This is a genomic window from Serratia plymuthica (genome assembly GCF_018336935.1).
In the GTDB taxonomy this organism is placed as follows: Bacteria; Pseudomonadota; Gammaproteobacteria; order Enterobacterales; family Enterobacteriaceae; genus Serratia; species Serratia plymuthica_B.
This window is the reverse complement of sequence record NZ_CP068771.1, coordinates 4932738-4950036: the sequence shown is the minus strand read 5'-3', so window position 1 is coordinate 4950036 and position 17299 is coordinate 4932738. Positions and strand designations below refer to the sequence as shown.

18 protein-coding genes are annotated in these 17299 nt (G+C 59.3%); 9 read left to right on the top strand and 9 right to left on the bottom strand.

Annotated features, from left to right (window positions below; genetic code table 11):
• Positions 1-9: 9 nt before the first annotated feature.
• A complete protein-coding gene (gene tkt, locus JK621_RS22965; RefSeq protein ID WP_212557789.1) occupies positions 10-2004 on the top strand; it encodes a transketolase in 1995 nt (664 codons plus the stop codon).
• Between the two features lie 72 nt (positions 2005-2076).
• Here tkt and nudK read toward each other — a convergent pair whose 3' ends face one another.
• The 6 genes from nudK to napF form a co-directional block, all read right to left on the bottom strand.
• Complete coding sequence (gene nudK, locus JK621_RS22960; RefSeq protein ID WP_212557788.1) at positions 2077-2652, bottom strand: GDP-mannose pyrophosphatase NudK; 576 nt, start codon at positions 2650-2652, stop codon at positions 2077-2079.
• Positions 2653-2780: 128 nt separating this feature from the next.
• Positions 2781-3398: a cytochrome c-type protein NapC gene (gene napC / locus JK621_RS22955; RefSeq protein WP_212557787.1), complete on the bottom strand. Its 618-nt coding sequence runs from the start codon at positions 3396-3398 to the stop codon at positions 2781-2783.
• 11 nt (positions 3399-3409) lie between these two features.
• Entirely contained in the window at positions 3410-3859 is a 450-nt protein-coding gene (gene napB, locus JK621_RS22950) for a nitrate reductase cytochrome c-type subunit (protein ID WP_212557786.1), read from the bottom strand.
• Between the two features lie 52 nt (positions 3860-3911).
• The gene (napA, locus tag JK621_RS22945) at positions 3912-6398 is read right to left on the bottom strand and encodes a nitrate reductase catalytic subunit NapA (RefSeq protein ID WP_212557785.1); all 2487 of its coding nucleotides are present in this window, start codon (positions 6396-6398) and stop codon (positions 3912-3914) included.
• Positions 6395-6658 carry a chaperone NapD gene (gene napD / locus JK621_RS22940; RefSeq protein WP_212557784.1) on the bottom strand — a complete coding sequence of 88 codons (264 nt, stop codon included), beginning with the start codon at positions 6656-6658 and terminating at the stop codon, positions 6395-6397. Before napD ends, napA begins: the two co-directional genes overlap by 4 nt.
• Complete coding sequence (gene napF / locus JK621_RS22935) at positions 6651-7145, bottom strand: ferredoxin-type protein NapF (protein WP_212557783.1); 495 nt, start codon at positions 7143-7145, stop codon at positions 6651-6653. Before napF ends, napD begins: the two co-directional genes overlap by 8 nt.
• 361 nt (positions 7146-7506) lie before the next feature.
• On the opposite strand from napF, the gene narQ reads away from it, so the two are divergent.
• Both narQ and narL read left to right on the top strand, forming a co-directional pair.
• Positions 7507-9189, top strand: a complete 1683-nt coding sequence (gene narQ / locus JK621_RS22930; protein WP_212557782.1) for a nitrate/nitrite two-component system sensor histidine kinase NarQ — start codon at positions 7507-7509, stop codon at positions 9187-9189.
• A 160-nt stretch (positions 9190-9349) separates the two neighbouring features.
• Positions 9350-9982 (top strand): two-component system response regulator NarL, encoded by a 633-nt coding sequence (gene narL / locus JK621_RS22925; RefSeq protein ID WP_212557781.1) that lies wholly within the window; start codon positions 9350-9352, stop codon positions 9980-9982.
• 26 nt (positions 9983-10008) lie between these two features.
• On the opposite strand, the gene JK621_RS22920 is transcribed toward narL, so the two are convergent.
• Complete coding sequence (locus JK621_RS22920; protein ID WP_212557780.1) at positions 10009-10287, bottom strand: winged helix-turn-helix domain-containing protein; 279 nt, start codon at positions 10285-10287, stop codon at positions 10009-10011.
• Positions 10288-10568: 281 nt separating this feature from the next.
• Between JK621_RS22920 and acrD the strand changes: the two genes are divergently transcribed.
• Positions 10569-13694, top strand: coding sequence for a multidrug efflux RND transporter permease AcrD (gene acrD, locus JK621_RS22915; protein WP_212557779.1), 3126 nt, complete (start codon positions 10569-10571; stop codon positions 13692-13694).
• 119 nt (positions 13695-13813) lie between these two features.
• Here the strand turns inward: acrD and ypfM are convergent, their stop codons facing one another.
• Entirely contained in the window at positions 13814-13873 is a 60-nt protein-coding gene (gene ypfM, locus JK621_RS22910; RefSeq protein ID WP_100396732.1) for a protein YpfM, read from the bottom strand.
• 468 nt (positions 13874-14341) lie between these two features.
• Here ypfM and JK621_RS22905 point away from each other — a divergent pair, with 468 nt between their 5' ends.
• The 5 genes from JK621_RS22905 (at position 14342) to JK621_RS22885 (ending at position 16767) form a co-directional block, all read left to right on the top strand.
• A complete protein-coding gene (locus JK621_RS22905) occupies positions 14342-14686 on the top strand; it encodes a hypothetical protein (RefSeq protein WP_212557778.1) in 345 nt (114 codons plus the stop codon).
• Positions 14687-14880: 194 nt separating this feature from the next.
• Complete coding sequence (locus tag JK621_RS22900; protein ID WP_212557777.1) at positions 14881-15360, top strand: tetratricopeptide repeat protein; 480 nt, start codon at positions 14881-14883, stop codon at positions 15358-15360.
• Between the two features lie 9 nt (positions 15361-15369).
• Positions 15370-15801 carry a GNAT family N-acetyltransferase gene (locus tag JK621_RS22895; RefSeq protein WP_212557776.1) on the top strand — a complete coding sequence of 144 codons (432 nt, stop codon included), beginning with the start codon at positions 15370-15372 and terminating at the stop codon, positions 15799-15801.
• A gap of 17 nt (positions 15802-15818) precedes the next feature.
• On the top strand, positions 15819-16139 hold the full coding sequence (locus JK621_RS22890; protein ID WP_212557775.1) for an isochorismate lyase: 321 nt from the start codon (positions 15819-15821) through the stop codon (positions 16137-16139).
• Between the two features lie 22 nt (positions 16140-16161).
• Positions 16162-16767: a GNAT family N-acetyltransferase gene (locus JK621_RS22885; RefSeq protein ID WP_212557774.1), complete on the top strand. Its 606-nt coding sequence runs from the start codon at positions 16162-16164 to the stop codon at positions 16765-16767.
• Between the two features lie 15 nt (positions 16768-16782).
• Here the strand turns inward: JK621_RS22885 and JK621_RS22880 are convergent, their stop codons facing one another.
• Positions 16783-17208, bottom strand: coding sequence for a GNAT family N-acetyltransferase (locus JK621_RS22880; protein ID WP_212560275.1), 426 nt, complete (start codon positions 17206-17208; stop codon positions 16783-16785).
• Positions 17209-17299 lie beyond the last annotated feature (91 nt).

The following is a 17299-nucleotide window of genomic DNA, read 5'->3' as shown; positions in this document are numbered from 1 at the left end:
GAGTTATGAATGTCCTCTCGTAAGCAACTCGCCAACGCCATCCGCGCACTCAGCATGGACGCCGTCCAAAAAGCAAATTCCGGCCATCCGGGCGCACCTATGGGCATGGCGGACATCGCCGAAGTCCTGTGGCGCGACTACATGAACCACAACCCGACCAACCCGCACTGGGCTGACCGCGACCGCTTCGTGCTGTCCAATGGCCACGGCTCCATGTTGATTTACAGCCTGCTGCACCTCACCGGCTACGACCTGCCGATGAGCGAGCTGGAAAACTTCCGCCAGCTGCACTCCAAAACCCCGGGCCACCCGGAATACGGCTACACCCCGGGCGTCGAAACCACCACCGGCCCGCTGGGCCAGGGCATCGCCAACGCCGTCGGTTTCGCCATTGCCGAACGCACCCTGGGCGCGCAGTTCAACCGCCCGGGCCATGACATCGTCGACCACCACACCTACGCCTTTATGGGCGATGGCTGCATGATGGAAGGCATCTCCCACGAAGTCTGTTCGCTGGCCGGTACCCTCAAGCTCGGCAAACTGACCGCGTTCTACGATGACAACGGCATCTCCATCGACGGCCACGTGGAAGGCTGGTTCACCGACGACACCGCCGAGCGCTTCGAAGCCTACGGCTGGCACGTGGTGCGCCACGTCGACGGCCACAACCCGGACGCCATCAAGGCGGCGATTGAAGAAGCCCGCAAGGTCACCGACAAGCCGTCCCTGCTGATGTGCAAAACCGTGATTGGTTTCGGTTCCCCGAACAAGGCCGGCACCCACGACGTGCACGGCGCGGCGCTGGGCGCCGCCGAAGTGGCCGCCACCCGCGAAGCCCTGGGCTGGAAATACGCCGCCTTCGAAATCCCGCAGGACATCTATGCCCAGTGGGACGCCAAAGAAGCCGGCCAGGCCAAAGAAGCCGCCTGGAACGACAAGTTCGCCGCCTACGCCAGGGCCTTCCCGGAACTGGCTGCCGAGTTCAAACGCCGCGTGAACGGCGAACTGCCGGCCAACTGGAAAGCCGAGGCCAAAGCCTTCGTTGAAAAACTGCAGGCCAACCCGGCCAACATCGCCAGCCGCAAGGCGTCGCAGAACGCGCTGGAAGCCTTCGGCAAGGTGCTGCCGGAATTCCTCGGCGGCTCCGCCGACCTGGCGCCAAGCAACCTGACGATGTGGTCCGGCTCCAAAGCGCTGAATGTTGACCTGGCGGGCAACTACATCCACTACGGCGTGCGCGAGTTCGGCATGACCGCCATCACCAACGGCATCGCGCTGCACGGCGGCTTCCTGCCGTACTCCGCGACCTTCCTGATGTTCGTGGAATACGCCCGCAACGCGGTGCGCATGGCGGCGCTGATGAAAATCCGCAATGTGTTCGTCTACACCCACGACTCCATCGGTCTGGGCGAAGACGGCCCGACGCACCAGCCGGTCGAGCAAATCGCCAGCCTGCGGGTGACCCCGAACATGAGCACCTGGCGCCCGTGTGACCAGGTGGAATCGGCGGTAGCCTGGCAGTACGGCATCGAGCGCAACGACGGCCCGACCACGCTGATTTTCTCGCGTCAGAACCTGACCCAGCAGCCGCGTACCGCAGAGCAACTGGCGAACGTGTACCGTGGCGGCTACGTGCTGAAGGACTGCGCCGGTACGCCGGACGTTATCCTGATTGCCACCGGTTCGGAAGTGGGCATCACGGTGGAAGCGGCAGACCAGCTGACCGCCGCGGGCCGTAAGGTGCGCGTGGTGTCGATGCCGTCGACCGACGCGTTCGACAAGCAGGATGCGGCCTACCGTGAATCGGTGCTGCCGGCGGCAGTGACTGCCCGTGTGGCGGTGGAAGCGGGTATCGCGGATTACTGGTACAAGTACGTGGGCCTGAACGGCGCCATCGTGGGCATGACCAGCTTTGGTGAGTCGGCACCGGCGGAGCAGCTGTTCAAAGAGTTCGGCTTCACCGTGGACAACGTGGTGGCCAGGGCGCAGGCGCTGCTGAAATAAGTCACGGCAGGGGCGGCGCAGGCCGCGCCCTGAAGCTGATGACGCCAGGCCCGGCAACTCTGCCGGGCTTTTTTATGCCATAATTCGGTGAATTTGCAGGTATTGCAGCAGCATAATGGTTTTGCCGTCCTTGATCCGCCCGTCGGCGATCATCGCCACCGCTTCGGCGAACGGCAGCTCCACCACTTCGATATCTTCGTCTTCGATACCGCCACCGGCGGCACTGCGCTCGTCGTCATGGTATTCGGCGATAAAGAAATGCACGATCTCGGTCACGCCGCCCGGCGACATGTAGGCCTCGAAAATCTTCTTCACGTCACCGACCTGAAAACCGGTTTCCTCCACCGCTTCACGGCGCGCGCACTGCTCCGGGGAATCCGCGTCCAGCAGGCCGGCACAGGCTTCCAGCAGCATGCCGCTGTCGTTGCCGTTGACGTAGGTCGGCATGCGGAACTGATTGGTCAGCACCACAGTACCCTTGGCGCGGTTATACAGCAAAATGGTGGCGCCATTGCCGCGATCGTACACCTCGCGCATCTGCTGAACGGAACCGCCATCCTTGCGCTTCAAATCAAAGGTGTACTTGTGCAGCACATACCAGTTATCCGACAGCAGCTCTTTCTTCACATTCTCAATTTTCGCCGACATGAGCCCTTCTTGTTTTCCGTTAGCTGAATCGCAAAAATGATACCGCGATTGGGTCTCCAGGCGACAACGGATTTGCAACAAAAAACCCGCGGCTCCGGGAGAGCGGCGGGCTATGGGTCTTGGAGGGTTTAAAACCCGTTGGGAACGTCGCGCATATCCGGCAGCTTGTGGGCGATGCCCTTATGGCAATCGATGCAGGTTTTGCCTTCGGTTATCGCCTTGTCATGCATCTTCGCCGCCACGGTTTTCTGCGCGGTGAAGTCCATATACTCGAAGTTATGGCAGTTACGGCACTCCTGCGAATCGTTGGCCTTCATCCGCGCCCATTCGTTGTTGGCCATCGCCAATCGGTGCCGGTCAAACTTCTGCGGCGTATCGATCAGGCCGAATGCCTTGGCGTACAGTTCCTTGCTGGCCTTCAGTTTGCGCAGCATTTTCGGTGCCCACTCGTGCGGCACGTGGCAATCCGGGCAGGTGGCGCGCACGCCGCTGCGGTTGTTGTAATGCACCGTGCCCATGTATTCCTCATACACGTTTTCGCGCATTTCGTGGCAACCGATACAGAATTGCTCGGTATTCGCCGCTTCCATGCCGGTATTAAAACCGCCCCAGAAGATAATTCCGGCGCCAAAACCCAGCAGCAGCAACGTGCCCAGGGCCAGGCGGCTGGGCCTGCGCCACCAGCGCCACAGCCGCAGCAACGGGCCGGCTTTTTTTTCGGTTGGGGTGTGATCAGGTTCTGCCATAAGGCCTCCGTTTAGCGCCCAAAGCCCGGCATGGGCTGGAAATCATTGCCGACAATCGGTGCCGCATCGGTTTGCGGCACGTGGCACTGCAGGCAGAAATAACGGCGCGGCGCGACGTCGCTCAGCACCCGGCCATCACGATCCATAAAGTGCGTCGGGCTGATACGCGGCGCGCCTGTGGTGCGGTAATGCTCCACCCCGTGGCACTGCAGGCAGCGGTTGGTATTTTTGCTGACCTGATAACCGTCCACGCTGTGCGGGATCATCGGCGGCTGATTGACATAGTTCAGCGCCATCCGCTCCTGCTGTTTAGGCGTGGAGATAGGCCCGACGGCGGTGGCGGAGACCTCCGGCGACCGGCTGAGATCGACATCGCCGGCGGCAAAGGCCAGGCCGGCAAACGCCAGCGACAACGCCGCCGCCCACAGGGCAAGCGTCTTTTTCACGACAGGGCTTTTCATTTTTATTTGGCTCCCGGGTAATAAAATGGCTGTTGAGCGCGCCAAGGCGCACTCACACCTTCTCCAGCTTCACCGCGCATTTCTTGAAATCGACCTCTTTCGATAGCGGATCGGTGGCGTCCAGCGTCAGGGCATTCACCAACTGCGCGGCATCAAAGAACGGCATATACACCAACCCACGCGGCGGACGATTGCGGCCACGGGTTTCGACCGTGCTGATCACCTCGCCGCGGCGCGACAGCACTTTGACCTTATCGCCACGGCGCAGATTACGGCTCTTGGCATCCAGCGGATGGATAAACAGCACCGCCTCCGGGAAGGCGCGGTGCAGCTCCGGCACCCGCCGGGTCATCGAACCGGTATGCCAGTGTTCCAGCACCCGGCCGGTAGACAGCCAAAGGTCGTATTCGCCGTCCGGGCTTTCCGCCGCCGGTTCAAACGGCAGCGCGAAGATCACCGCCTTGCCGTCCGGTTTGCCGTAGAAACGCACCGCTTCCCCCGCTTTGACATAAGGATCGGTACCTTCGCGGTAGCGCCACAGCGTCTCTTTGCCGTCGACCACCGGCCAGCGCAGGCCGCGCGCCTGATGGTACATATCGAACGCCGCCAGATCGTGACCGTGGCCGCGGCCAAAGCCGGCATATTCTTCGAACAACCCTTTTTGCAGATAGAAGCCAAAGGCGCGCGCCTCGTCGTTGAGCTGGTCCGCCGGGATTTCCGTCAGCGGGTATTTATTCACCTCGCCGTTGGCGAACAGGACGTCGTACAGCGTTTTGCCCCGGTATTGCGGGTTTTGCTCCAGCAGTTGCGCCGGCCACACCTCGTCCACCGTGAAGCGCTTGGCGAACTCCACCAGTTGCCACAGATCGGATTTGGCCTCGCCCGGCGCTTTCACCTGCTGGCGCCAGAACTGGGTGCGGCGCTCCGCATTGCCGTAAGCGCCCTCTTTCTCCACCCACATGGCGGTCGGCAGGATCAGGTCGGCGGCCAGAGCGCTGACGGTCGGATAGGGATCGGACACCACCACAAAGTTGCGCGGATCGCGCCAGCCCGGCATCCGTTCCTCATTGATGTTCGGCCCGGCCTGCATGTTGTTGTTGCACATTACCCAGTAGGCGTTCAGCGTGCCGTCTTTCAGCGCACGGTCCTGCGCTACCGCATGCAGCCCGACTTTTGCCGGAAGGGTACCGGCCGGCAACTGCCATTTCTGCTCGGCTGTCTGGCGGTGTTTTTCGTTGGTGACCACCATGTCGGCCGGCAGGCGGTGGGCAAAGGTGCCTACCTCGCGCGCGGTGCCGCAAGCGGAAGGCTGGCCGGTCAACGAGAACGGCCCGCAGCCCGGTTTGGCGATCTTGCCGGTCAACAGGTGCAGGTTGTAGCACAGGTTATTGGCCCAGACGCCGCGCGTATGCTGGTTGAAGCCCATGGTCCAGTACGACACCACCTTGATGTTCGGATCGGCATACAGCTTCGCCAGCGCTGCCAGTTGGTCTTCCGGCACGCCGCTCATTTTGGCGACTTTTTCCAGCGTGTATTCCGCCACGAAAGCCTTGTACTCTTCGAAACTCATAGGTTCGGAGGCATCCGAGCCTGGATTTTTCGCCGCTTTTTCCAGCGGGTGGGTCGGGCGCAGACCGTAACCGATATCCGTCGCCCCCCGGCGGAAATTGACGTGCCGATTGAGGAAGTCCTGATCTACCGCGTTGTGTTGAATGATGTAGTTGGCGATGTAGTTCATGATCGCCAGATCGGTCTGCGGCGTGAACACCATGCCGTTATCCGCCAACTCGAAGCTGCGGTGCTCATACGTCGACAGCACCGATACGTTGACCTGCTCGTTGCTCAGACGGCGATCGGTAATGCGCGACCACAGGATCGGGTGCATTTCCGCCATGTTGGAGCCCCACAGCACGAAGGCGTCGGCCTGTTCGATATCGTCATAGCAGCCCATCGGCTCGTCCATGCCGAAGGTGCGCATAAAGCCCACCACCGCCGAAGCCATGCAATGGCGGGCGTTCGGATCCAGGTTATTGGTGCGCAACCCGGCTTTGAACAGTTTGGCGGCGGCGTAGCCTTCCCACACCGTCCACTGGCCGGAGCCGAACATCCCCACCGCGTCGGGTCCCTTCTCCTGCAAAGCCTGTTTGAATTTTTCGGCCATGATGTCGAAAGCCCGTTCCCAACTGATGGGGGTGAACTCGCCTTCTTTATGGTACTGGCCGGCTTTCATGCGCAGCAGCGGCTGGGTCAGGCGATCTTTGCCGTACATGATTTTCGGCAGGAAATAGCCTTTGATGCAGCTCAACCCGCGGTTGACCGCCGCATCCGGATCCCCCTGCGAGGCGACGATACGGCCATTTTGGGTGCCGACCAGCACGCCGCAACCGGTGCCGCAAAAGCGGCAGGGCGCCTTGTCCCATTTGATGGCATCCGCACTGCCCGCCACCGCCTGCGCTACCGTTGGAATAGTCAGCCCGGCCGCCGCCGCAGCGGCCACCGCGGCGTTAGCCTTCATGAAGTCTCGACGACTGAGTTTCATGGCGTTACCTCACCTTGCAAGTCCTGCTGGTGATAAACCAGCGACACCGCCAGCACGCCGTCCAGATTGCGCACTGACTCAATTTTTTCCAGCAGCGCCTGGGAGCCAGCCGCCTGCATCACGACCACCAGCTTGCCCTGCGGGCGATCCTGCACCGGGATTTCCGTGTCCGTTATCGCCAGCAGCGCCGTGACAAGCCGTGGAATTTTTTCCGGCCGGGCCTGTACCACCAGCCCACTTACGTGCCATTCGTTATTCATTGTTTTCGCTCCGGATTAGAGTAACGGCATTCGCCGGGCAACCGGCGACACAGGCGCCGCAGCCGTTGCAGGCTGCCGTATCCAGCATCGGCTGCGCCATCTCGCCCAACCGTGGCCGAAAGCGGATCGCCTGCGGCTCGCAGCTGTCCTGGCAACTGCGGCATTCAATACCTTTTTGCGCCAGACAATCGGCGCCAAACGCCGCATATTGCCGCCAGGGGGTTTCCGCCAGCGGGCGAAACAGCGGCGCTTCGCAGGCCTGTGCGCAACGCCCGCAAAACGTGCATTCCGCCCGCCGGAAATCAATCTCGGGAAAGCCGCCGCTGCCGCCGATCAGCACGCCGGTTTCACAGGCGCGAATGCAGGCCTGGCAGCGGGTGCAACCGGCAATAAAAAGGGATTCGTGATGCGACCACGGGGGGCGGATCGCCGCCGAAGAAAGACGCCATTGTCCACCGAGCAGCCTGCGCCGCGACAATACGGTCATGCTGTTGATCCTTGAGGTTGCAAACATGCCCACAGGCCAGTTGGTGGGGCAGCGGCTATAGCCCAGGGATTTAAAACCCTGAAAAATACGGGGGTAACATAAGAGGAGTCCGAGGGGTATATAATCACCCTTTAGGGGTAAATGCGGGGGTAGCTTGCGCCAGATCAATCAATTACTGTGCCTAAGGGTATTTTGTCGCGCCCTTTTCACTCAATCGCTATCTCTTTAATTATACAGCGATCGTTTTTCCCGTTGCTTACATCTTGAGATAAAACCCGGCGAATTTTAGTTGCAAAACTTATAATTTTGCTTTCGAATGAAACCTGACGATGCGCATCGCCCGTGAGAAAAGGATCCGTGATTGCTTGTTAAACGTTCAGTGACCGGCAGCCTGGCCAAGGCGCTGTTTTGCATCGTTATTTTGTCCGTTATCTCCACCGGACTGGCCTTGACCACCGTCGCCGGCAGCCTGCGTGACGCCGAAGCGGTCAATATCGCCGGTTCGCTGCGCATGCAGAGTTATCGGTTGGCTTACGACCTCACCCGGCAGGCAACGGGGCTGGATCAGCATCTGCAGCAATATCAACAATCCCTGCAGGCCCCGGCGCTGCAAAACCTGGATCGCTTTTACGTACCTGCCGACGTCCGTGAGAAATACCTGTCGCTGCTGCAAACCTGGCAACGGTTGGCGCAGCAGATCCGCGCTGGGCAGTCGGCAGACTATCAGGCCAACGTCGCCGGTTACGTTAACCAGATTGACCATTTCGTTTTAGCGCTGCAACGCTACTCCGAACTCAAGCTGGCCATAGTGGCGACCATCAGCGTGATGGGCTATATCGCCATTATCGGGCTGGTGCTGTTTTGCATTCGCTTTATGCGCCGCCAGGTGGTGGCGCCGCTGAAACACCTGGTGGATGCCAGCCAGCGCGTGCAACAGCGGGATTTTCATCACCCGCAACTGGATGTGGCGCTGCCGAACGAGCTGGGCGTGCTGTCGCAGGCCTTTGCCGCCATGTCGGACGATCTGGCCAAGCTGTATCAGTCTCTTGAGCTAAAGGTTCAGGAAAAAACCCAGCGTTTGCAACAGGCGAACGAGACGCTCGAAGTGCTCTACAACTGCTCGCAGGCGCTGAGCGTGCGGCAAATCGGCAGGCAGGCCTTTGAGCAGGTCCTGCACATCGTGCGCCAGAGCGAACAGTTGCTCTGTATCCGGCTGAACGTGGCGGACAGCCTCAGCGAATGGCAACTGACCAGCGGCACGCCGTCTCCCACGCAGGCCTGGCAGCGGCTTGCCATCGTTCAGGACGGCAAGCCGCAGGGGGAACTGAGCTGGCAGCATCAGGACCAACCGCCGCATCCGCACCTGATGCAAAGCGTGGCTAACATGCTGAGCCGCGGCGTTTATTTTAATCGCGCGCAGAAACAGCACATGCAGTTTTTGCTGATGGAGGAACGTGCCACCATCGCCCGCGAACTGCACGATTCATTGGCCCAGGCGCTGTCGTTTTTGCGCATTCAGTTGACGTTGCTCAAACGTACGCTGGCGGGCGGCGCCCCCCAGGCGCAGGAGATCATTAACGATTTTGACCGCGCACTGGCCGACGCCTACCGCCAGTTGCGCGAGTTGCTGGCTACCTTCCGCCTGAACATTCAGGAGGCCGATTTGAACGCCGCGTTGCACCAGTTGCTGGCGCCATTAAAGGTTCTAACCGGCGCGCGGATTCAGTTACACTGTCGGCTTTCCTCTCAGGCGCTCAATGCCCAACAACAGGTACATGCCTTGCAGATTGTGCGGGAAGCGGTGGTCAACGCCATCAAACATGCCGATGCGCGGGAGATAGTGATCCGCTGCGAGGTCACCGCAAGCGGTGATAATGCCATCAGCATCGTTGACGACGGCTGCGGCATCGCCAGCCTGAACGAGCCGGAAGGCCACTATGGGCTGACCATCATGAGCGAACGCGCCGCGCGGCTGGGAGGCACGCTGCTCATCCAGCGAGGCGACCCCAAGGGTACGGAAGTCCGTTTGACGTTTCCGTCATAAATCAGTGCCATTCACCCCTCGTTACCTTTTAGGCGGGTATAAAGGCGATTTCAGGATGTTCGTGGCGTTGATTGCCGCTATTTTACAAGAGTCTGTCCCACTGTGAAGCGCGCCGCACAGCGCGTTTGAGTGGCTTTACTCGTTACAGGGAGCATATGTCATGGTGATGAAGAATTACCGAGTATTGATCGTCGACGACCATCCGCTGATGCGCCGCGGCATCAAACAACTTCTGGGGCTGGACCCGTGGTTTACCGTGGTAGCCGAAGCCAGCGACGGCAACGAGGCGATTGCCCTCGCGCTGCAGCACACGCCGGACGTGATCCTGCTCGATCTGAACATGAAAGGGCTGTCCGGCCTGGACACGTTGAAAGCGCTGCGCAATGAGGGCATCGATGCGCGCATCATCGTGCTGACGGTTTCCGATTCGCGCAGCGACCTGTATGCGCTGATCGACGCCGGCGCCGACGGCTATCTGCTGAAAGACAGTGAACCGGAACAGCTGCTGGAACATATTCGCGCGGCGGCGGAAGGCCGGAACGTGATCAGCGATGCGATGGCGGACTTTCTGTCATCCCGCAGCGAACAGCACGATCCCTTCGCCGAACTGACCGAACGCGAGCTGGATGTATTGCAGGAAGTGGCGCGCGGCATGTCCAACAAACAGGTGGCGGCACAGCTGCACATTTCCGAAGAGACGGTGAAAGTGCATATCCGCAATATGCTGCGCAAACTGGACGTCCGTTCACGCGTGGCCGCGACGGTGATGTACCTGGAACACAAGAGTCAATGATGCTTCCCCGGCATGCCGGGGAAAGTTTATTCGATGGCGGCAAACAACGCCTGATGATGCTGGTAGATCCAACTCTTGTTGAGAGGCCCCCAGTTTTCCAACTGGTAAAAACCGTCGTTATTGCGCACGCCCTGCTGTACAAACTGCAGCTCCACCCCCAGCCCAGGCAAGGCTTTCAGCACGTCTTGCAGCGTACGGCGCGGCCAGCCGGTCAATTCCATCAAACGCGGAACGTTTGGCCGCTCACTGTGGCTGATCAGCCAGCACAGATAAAGGCGACGGGCGAATACCGGGTTAATTTCCATGCCAAGCTCCTGCTTTGCGGTGAGTCCTGATGATTTTCCGGGAACCTTGATCGGCCAGGTCCTTGATAGTCATAAAATTGTCTTAATGACGTTTTTCTCTGGCATTGAGGCGTCATTGCCGATTTCTACTACCGTTATTTACACTATCTCCTTTTTTTCTCCACGCTTTACTCCCCCTTCGCGAGTAAAGTGCAATAACGCCGGAATCCTTCCCAGCCGCTGATAAACGCAATCCAGATGCGTCTTAAAGATAGAACAAGTCATAACGAGGTTCGCGCTGCATGGCCAATTTTTTTATTGATCGCCCGATTTTCGCCTGGGTTCTGGCAATTATTCTTTGCCTGACCGGCGCTTTGGCGATTTTTTCCTTACCCGTCGAACAGTATCCGAACCTCGCGCCACCGAACGTTCGCATTAGCGCCACCTACCCTGGCGCCTCGGCGCAAACGCTGGAAAACACCGTTACCCAGATTATCGAACAGAACATGACCGGCCTGGACAACATGATGTATATGTCGTCGCAGAGCACCAACACCGGGCAAGCCACGGTCACGCTGACCTTTGAGGCCGGCACCGACCCCAACGAGGCGATGCAGCAGGTGCAAAACCAGTTGCAGGCGGCGATCAAACGGCTACCGCAGGCGGTGCAAACTCAGGGCGTGACGGTATCAAAATCCGGTGATACCACGCTGATGATGGTGGCATTCGTCTCGACCGACGGCAGCATGGACAAACAGGATATCGCCGATTACCTGGTGTCCAATTTGCAAGACCCGCTCAGCCGCATCAACGGCGTGGGCAGCATGGACGTTTACGGTTCGCAGTACGCCATGCGCATCTGGCTCGATCCCAACAAGCTGACCAGTTACCAGCTCACCACCCAGGACGTGGTGACCGCCATCAAGTCCCAGAACGCCCAGGTGGCGGTCGGCCAGCTCGGCGGCACGCCGTCCGTCGACAAGCAGGCGCTTAACGCCACCATTAACGCCCAGTCGCAATTGCAGACGCCGGAACAGTTCAGGCAAATCACCCTGCGGGTCAATCAGGACGGTTCGCTGGTGACGCTGGGCGATGTTTCCACTATCGAGCTGGGCGGCGAAAACTATAACTTCCTCAGCCGTTATAACGGCATGCAGGCCGCCGGCATCAACATCAAGCTGGCTTCCGGCGCCAACGAGCTGCAGACCGATCAGTTGGTGAAGGACAAAATCGCCGAGCTGTCGCAGTATTTCCCGCACGGGCTGGAGGCGAAGGTCGCCTATGAAACCACCCCGTTCGTTAAGGCCTCCATTAAAGACGTGGTGAAAACCCTGCTGGAAGCCATTGTGCTGGTGTTCCTGGTGATGTACCTGTTCTTGCAGAACTTCCGCGCTACGCTGATCCCCACTATCGCCGTACCGGTCGTCTTGCTGGGCACCTTCGCCATTCTTTCCGCCTTCGGATTTAGCATCAACACCCTGACCATGTTCGCCATGGTGCTGGCGATCGGCCTGTTGGTGGATGACGCCATCGTGGTGGTGGAGAACGTCGAACGCGTGATGAGCGAAGAGGGCCTGCCGCCGCGCGAGGCCACGCGCAAATCCATGGGGCAGATCCAGGGCGCGCTGGTCGGTATCGCCATGGTGCTGTCGGCGGTGTTTATCCCGATGGCGTTCTTCGGCGGCACCACCGGCGCGATTTATCGCCAGTTTTCGATCACCATAGTCTCCTCCATGGTGCTGTCGGTGCTGGTGGCGATGATCCTGACCCCGGCCCTGTGCGCCACGCTGCTCAAGCCGATCGCCAAGGGCCACCACCACGGCAAGCGCGGCTTCTTCGGCTGGTTCAACCGCATGTTCAACCGCAATGCCGATCGCTACGAGCGCGGTGTGGCGCGCGTGCTGCATTTCAGCTTGCGCTATATGGCGATTTATCTGCTGCTGCTCGCCAGCATGGCGCTGCTGTTCATCAAGCTGCCGAGCTCGTTTCTGCCGCAGGAAGACCGCGGGGTATTCACCGTACAGGTGCAATTGCCGCCGGGTGCGACCCTGCAACAGACCGCCAAGGTGGTGGAAAAAGTCGAGCACTACTTCCTGACCAAAGAAAAGCAGGACGTGCTGTCGGTGTTCTCCACCATCGGCGCCGGGCCAGGGGGCAACGGGCAGAACGTGGCGCGCATGTTTATTCGTTTGAAAGACTGGGATCTGCGCACCTCGGGCGCCAATACCTCTTTCGATATCATCAATCGCGCCACCCATGCGTTCAGCAAGATTAACGAGGCGCGGGTGATTGCCAGCAGCCCACCGGCGATTACCGGCCTGGGCAACTCCGCCGGCTTCGATATGGAGCTGGAAGACCACGCCGGGCTGGGCCACGCCAAGCTGATGGCGGCGCGCGACCAATTGCTGCAACTGGCGGCGGACAACCCGCTGCTGGCTCGCGTTCGCCATAACGGCCTGGACGACAGCCCTCAGCTGCAAATCAATATTGACCAGCGTAAGGCGCAAGCGCTCGGTGTGGCTGTCGATGACATCAACAACACGCTGTCCACCGCCTGGGGCTCGACCTACGTCAACGACTTTGTCGATCGCGGCCGGGTGAAAAAGGTGTACGTGCAGGCCGCCGCACCCTTCCGCATGCTGCCTGGCGATATCGACAAATGGTATGTACGCAACAATGCGGGCGGCATGGTGCCGTTCTCGGCCTTCTCGACCTCGCACTGGGAATATGGCTCCCCGCGCCTGGAGCGTTACAACGGCAGCTCGGCGGTGGAAATCGTCGGCGAGGCGGCGGAAGGCGTCAGCACCGGCACCGCGATGACCGAAATGGAGAAAATCGTCAGTCAGTTGCCGACCGGCTTCGGCCTGGAATGGACCGCCATGTCCTATCAGGAACGGCTGTCCGGCTCGCAGGCGCCTGCGCTGTACGCTATCTCGCTGCTGGTGGTGTTCCTGTGCCTCGCGGCGCTGTACGAGAGCTGGTCGATTCCGTTCTCGGTGATGCTGGTGGTGCCGCTCGGGGTGATTGGCGCCGTCGCCGCCACCTGGCTGCGCGGACTGGAGAATGACGTTTATTTCCAGGTTGGGCTGTTGACCATCATCGGGCTGTCGGCGAAGAACGCCATTCTGATCGTCGAGTTCGCCAACGAGCTGAATCACAAAGGGCAGGATTTGACGTCCGCCACGCTGGAAGCCTCACGCATGCGCCTGCGGCCGATTTTGATGACCTCGCTGGCCTTTATCTTCGGCGTATTGCCGATGACCATCAGCAGCGGCGCCGGCTCCGGCAGCCAGCATGCGGTAGGCACCGGGGTGATGGGCGGCATGATTTCCGCCACCCTGTTGGCGATCTTCTTCGTACCGCTGTTCTTTGTGCTGGTGCGGCGGCGCTTCCCGGGTAAACCCTTGCCGGCGGCAAACGCGGAATAGCAGGCATAAAAAAGCCGCATCGGCAAACCGATGCGGCTTTATCCTGAACGAGAATGTCGTTCCCAAGGTGTTTCAAATACCGGCAAATAAACCAACCTTGTTATCGCCTCAGCGCAGTGTCAGTTACCTAACATCTCATCGATGAAGTCTTTCCAATTTCCCAATTCACGATCAACCATAATACTTTACAACCTCAATTATTAGACGAAGCGAATTCTACGCCTGTTTTTTGAGCAAGTGAAGCCTTTCGGGAACGATGCCGGCCACGGAAACCGGGGTTGGCGCACATTTTCGTATTAATCCTACCCAAGGCAGCCACGTAACCGCACGAGTTCTGATCGCCCTGCCATAAAAACCGGCTCAGGACAACGGGGCCGGGTCTCCCGATGACGTTTCCTCACTATCGGCAGTCGGCAAAGTCTCTCGCAAACGTGAAACCTTTAAACATAAACCCATTTCATGGGTAACAATCAGATAGTATTTGGGTATCCCCCGCCCTAACGGGAGTCTGCTTTCTATGTCATTAACTACCCGACTAAATGAATAACGTAAAAAGTTAGGGCTTTACTGCCGGCCAGAGGATCGAGAAGATCACCGAGCCGGCAACAGTCGATTATCCGCATTGCGCCAGCCACGGAGGGCACAACATGAACATTACTTTTACCCCGGAACCCATCCCCGAGTTAACGATCGCAGGTATTGAACTGGCCGAACTGGGCTTTGGTATCGGTGAGCCGCTGCAAATTACGCTGCGACCGGATGGGCTGTGGATCACCGTCGTCACCGATGACGCCATTTGGGAAGAACTCTGCGAAGCCAGCCAGCATAGCCCGGATCTCGGCGCAGACTGGGTCCGGGAGAACGGCGAGCTGGTGATTGGCGGGGATTGGCTTATTGAGGCCGGGATCACTGAGGCCGAACAGTTGGAGATCACTTCCGCACCCGGTGTTATTCGGTTACGGCGGCAGGAAGATGGGGGATTAGAGGCTTAAAAGCGCCCCCCGGCACAAAGCCGGGGGAAAACGGCAGACTTAAGAGGGGCGAGGCGTTCGCCATCCGCTCCTGCGGCCTCAGCGCGCTGGCGGTCCACTGCCCGCGCAGGCCGATGTAATATTCCTTGTAGGATGAATGCTTCCGTAGTAGCGTGCCAACGGGGAAAAAAACCCCACATTTCTGAGGCCATGACATGTCCCCTACGCTGACGATCGAACAATTGAAACAGCTGGGCCGCTATCAGGAAGCGACCGAGCTGGCGCAACAGCAATTGCAGCAAAAACCGGAAGAAGCCACGCTGCATTACCAATTAGCCTGTCTGTACGACGTACAGGGGTTTGAGCAGCAGGCGGTCCCCTGCTATCTCGCGGCGTTGGCACGCACGCTGCCGGCGGCGCAGCGGCAGGAGGCCTGGCTTGGCCTGGGCAGCACCTACCGCGCGCTCGGGCTGTATCGGCAATCGCTGGCCGCCTTCGACAACGGATTGGCCGAGTTCCCGCAGGCCAGGGAACTCACCCTGTTCCGCGCCATGACGCTGTACAACCTGGGGGAAACCAAACAGGCGGTGGCCGATCTGCTGCTGCTGTTGGCGGAAACCTCCTCGCATCGCGACATCAGCAGCTACCAGCGCGCTATCCGTCAATATGCCGCCGACCTGGACCGCATCGACTAGGAGAGAAGCATGGAGATTGTGACCGACCCAAACCGCTACCACATCGACTGGGCGCAATTGGGCGCGTTGTTGGCCGCCGCCGGGCTGGGCCAGCGTGACCCGCATCAGCTACAGCGCGTTTATCAGCACAGCCAGTTTTGCTATTGGGGATACCTCGACGGCGAACTGGTGGCCACCGCCCACGCCATCAGCGACATGACCTCGGTGGCTTACCTGGCCGACGTGGCTATCCATCCTCACTATCAGGGCCGCGGTCTGGGCAGGCTGCTGATGGATCGGGTGATGCAGGATTTGGCGCCGCTCGGCAAGGTGTTTATCTATTCGGTGCCCGACAAACTGGAATTCTACAAAAAGTATCACTTCCGCGAGCTGACTACCGGCATGGTCTATGCCGAAGGCCCGGCGTTGGATCGCCTGCAACAAAATGGCTATGTGCGCTAAAACAAGGGAAACCCAGAGTGATTATCGAGAACAAACTTTCTCCGCAAGATTGTGCGGACATGGGCGATATCCGCGCGGAAATCGACATGCTGGACGAACACATCATCAAACTGATCGCCCAGCGCTTTGCCTACGTGAAAGCCGCCGCCAAATTCAAAACCAGCCCCGATGCGGTGCGGGCCAAAGAGCGCTTCGAAGCCATGCTGCAACAAAGAAGAGCCTGGGCCGATGAACAGGGCTTAAGCCCGGAAGTGATAGAAAAAATGTATCGCGACCTGGTGAATTATTTTATTGGCGAAGAGATGAAACACTGGTCGCGTGAAAACGGCGAAAAGTGAATGAAAGGGGAAATAGCGGCAAATGTCTGACTCATCCTGGCTTATCGAAACCGAGCTGAAAAGCAAAACCGTCAGCCTGCTCCCTCTGCGCAAAGAACATGCGGCGGCGCTGGCGACAGCCGCCGCTGATGGGCGCCTCTGGGAGCTTTGGTTTACTTCGGCGCCCAACGAAAACACCGTCGATGATTATGTCGCTTTCGCTCTGAGCGAACAGGCCGCCGGGCGGTCATTGCCTTTTGTCGTGGTGCATAACGACACGCAAAAGATTGTCGGCACCACCCGCATTTGCAATGCCGATGGGCATAACCGCCGCGTTGAAATTGGCTATACCTGGTACGCCAAAAGCTATCAGAGAACCGCCGTCAACACCGAGTGCAAACGCCTGCTGCTCGGCTACGCGTTCGAAGCGCTGGCGGTGATTGCCGTTGAATTTCGCACCCACTGGCACAATCACGCATCGAGAACGGCTATCGCGCGTTTAGGCGCCAAGCAAGACGGCGTGCTGAGAAACCACCAGAAAAATGCGGACGGCAGCTATCGCGATACGGTGGTTTTCTCGATCATCGACCATGAATGGCCAATGGTTAAAAAAAGCCTGGAGTATAAATTACGCCAGACCAGGGAGTGATTGCCGCAGACCCGGTCATAAGGTCTTCGACATAAAAATTCGGCTGGTGCCTGCCGGTAGGCAAGGCACTTCGCCAAAGCGCGTCCAACCGTTCAGTTCGTAAAACCTCGGCGCCTGGAAGCTGATGGTGTACAGCACTGCGGAAACGCATCCCCTGCGGCGTCCTTCCTGCTCGAAGCGGCGCAGCAGTTCGCTGCCCAGACCGATACCCCGCATTGATTCAGGCAGGTAAAACAAATCCACAAACAGCAGGCCCAGCGAAGAGCGCCCGGTAATGCCGCCAAGCACCTCGCCGCCGATCGGGTCTTTCACCGTCACCGCCAGCGGGCGACGATCGCTGCTGCCGGTCACCTCATCGTTATACTGATTCAGCCCTTCCGCAATCAGCGCTGCTATTTTATCGACAGCGTACTCGGTGGTTTCGATACGGTATTTTTCCACATTACTCTCTCCAAGAGGATGGCAGGCCGCCGCATTCAGATTAGCAAACATTCGCCGCACCGAATGCGGCCCGAATTTTTTCGCCCTTTCC

What these genes read in the sequence shown, in the direction of transcription:
- tkt (WP_212557789.1), top strand. Translation starts at nt 10, where the DNA reads ATGTCCTCTCGTAAGCAACTCGCCAACGCCATCCGCGCACTCAGCATG.
- nudK (WP_212557788.1), bottom strand. Translation starts at nt 2,652, where the DNA reads ATGTCGGCGAAAATTGAGAATGTGAAGAAAGAGCTGCTGTCGGATAAC.
- napC (WP_212557787.1), bottom strand. Translation starts at nt 3,398, where the DNA reads ATGGCAGAACCTGATCACACCCCAACCGAAAAAAAAGCCGGCCCGTTG.
- napB (WP_212557786.1), bottom strand. Translation starts at nt 3,859, where the DNA reads ATGAAAAGCCCTGTCGTGAAAAAGACGCTTGCCCTGTGGGCGGCGGCG.
- napA (WP_212557785.1), bottom strand. Translation starts at nt 6,398, where the DNA reads ATGAAACTCAGTCGTCGAGACTTCATGAAGGCTAACGCCGCGGTGGCC.
- napD (WP_212557784.1), bottom strand. Translation starts at nt 6,658, where the DNA reads ATGAATAACGAATGGCACGTAAGTGGGCTGGTGGTACAGGCCCGGCCG.
- napF (WP_212557783.1), bottom strand. Translation starts at nt 7,145, where the DNA reads ATGACCGTATTGTCGCGGCGCAGGCTGCTCGGTGGACAATGGCGTCTT.
- narL (WP_212557781.1), top strand. Translation starts at nt 9,350, where the DNA reads ATGGTGATGAAGAATTACCGAGTATTGATCGTCGACGACCATCCGCTG.
- JK621_RS22920 (WP_212557780.1), bottom strand. Translation starts at nt 10,287, where the DNA reads ATGGAAATTAACCCGGTATTCGCCCGTCGCCTTTATCTGTGCTGGCTG.
- acrD (WP_212557779.1), top strand. Translation starts at nt 10,569, where the DNA reads ATGGCCAATTTTTTTATTGATCGCCCGATTTTCGCCTGGGTTCTGGCA.
- JK621_RS22905 (WP_212557778.1), top strand. Translation starts at nt 14,342, where the DNA reads ATGAACATTACTTTTACCCCGGAACCCATCCCCGAGTTAACGATCGCA.
- JK621_RS22900 (WP_212557777.1), top strand. Translation starts at nt 14,881, where the DNA reads ATGTCCCCTACGCTGACGATCGAACAATTGAAACAGCTGGGCCGCTAT.
- JK621_RS22895 (WP_212557776.1), top strand. Translation starts at nt 15,370, where the DNA reads ATGGAGATTGTGACCGACCCAAACCGCTACCACATCGACTGGGCGCAA.
- JK621_RS22885 (WP_212557774.1), top strand. Translation starts at nt 16,162, where the DNA reads ATGTCTGACTCATCCTGGCTTATCGAAACCGAGCTGAAAAGCAAAACC.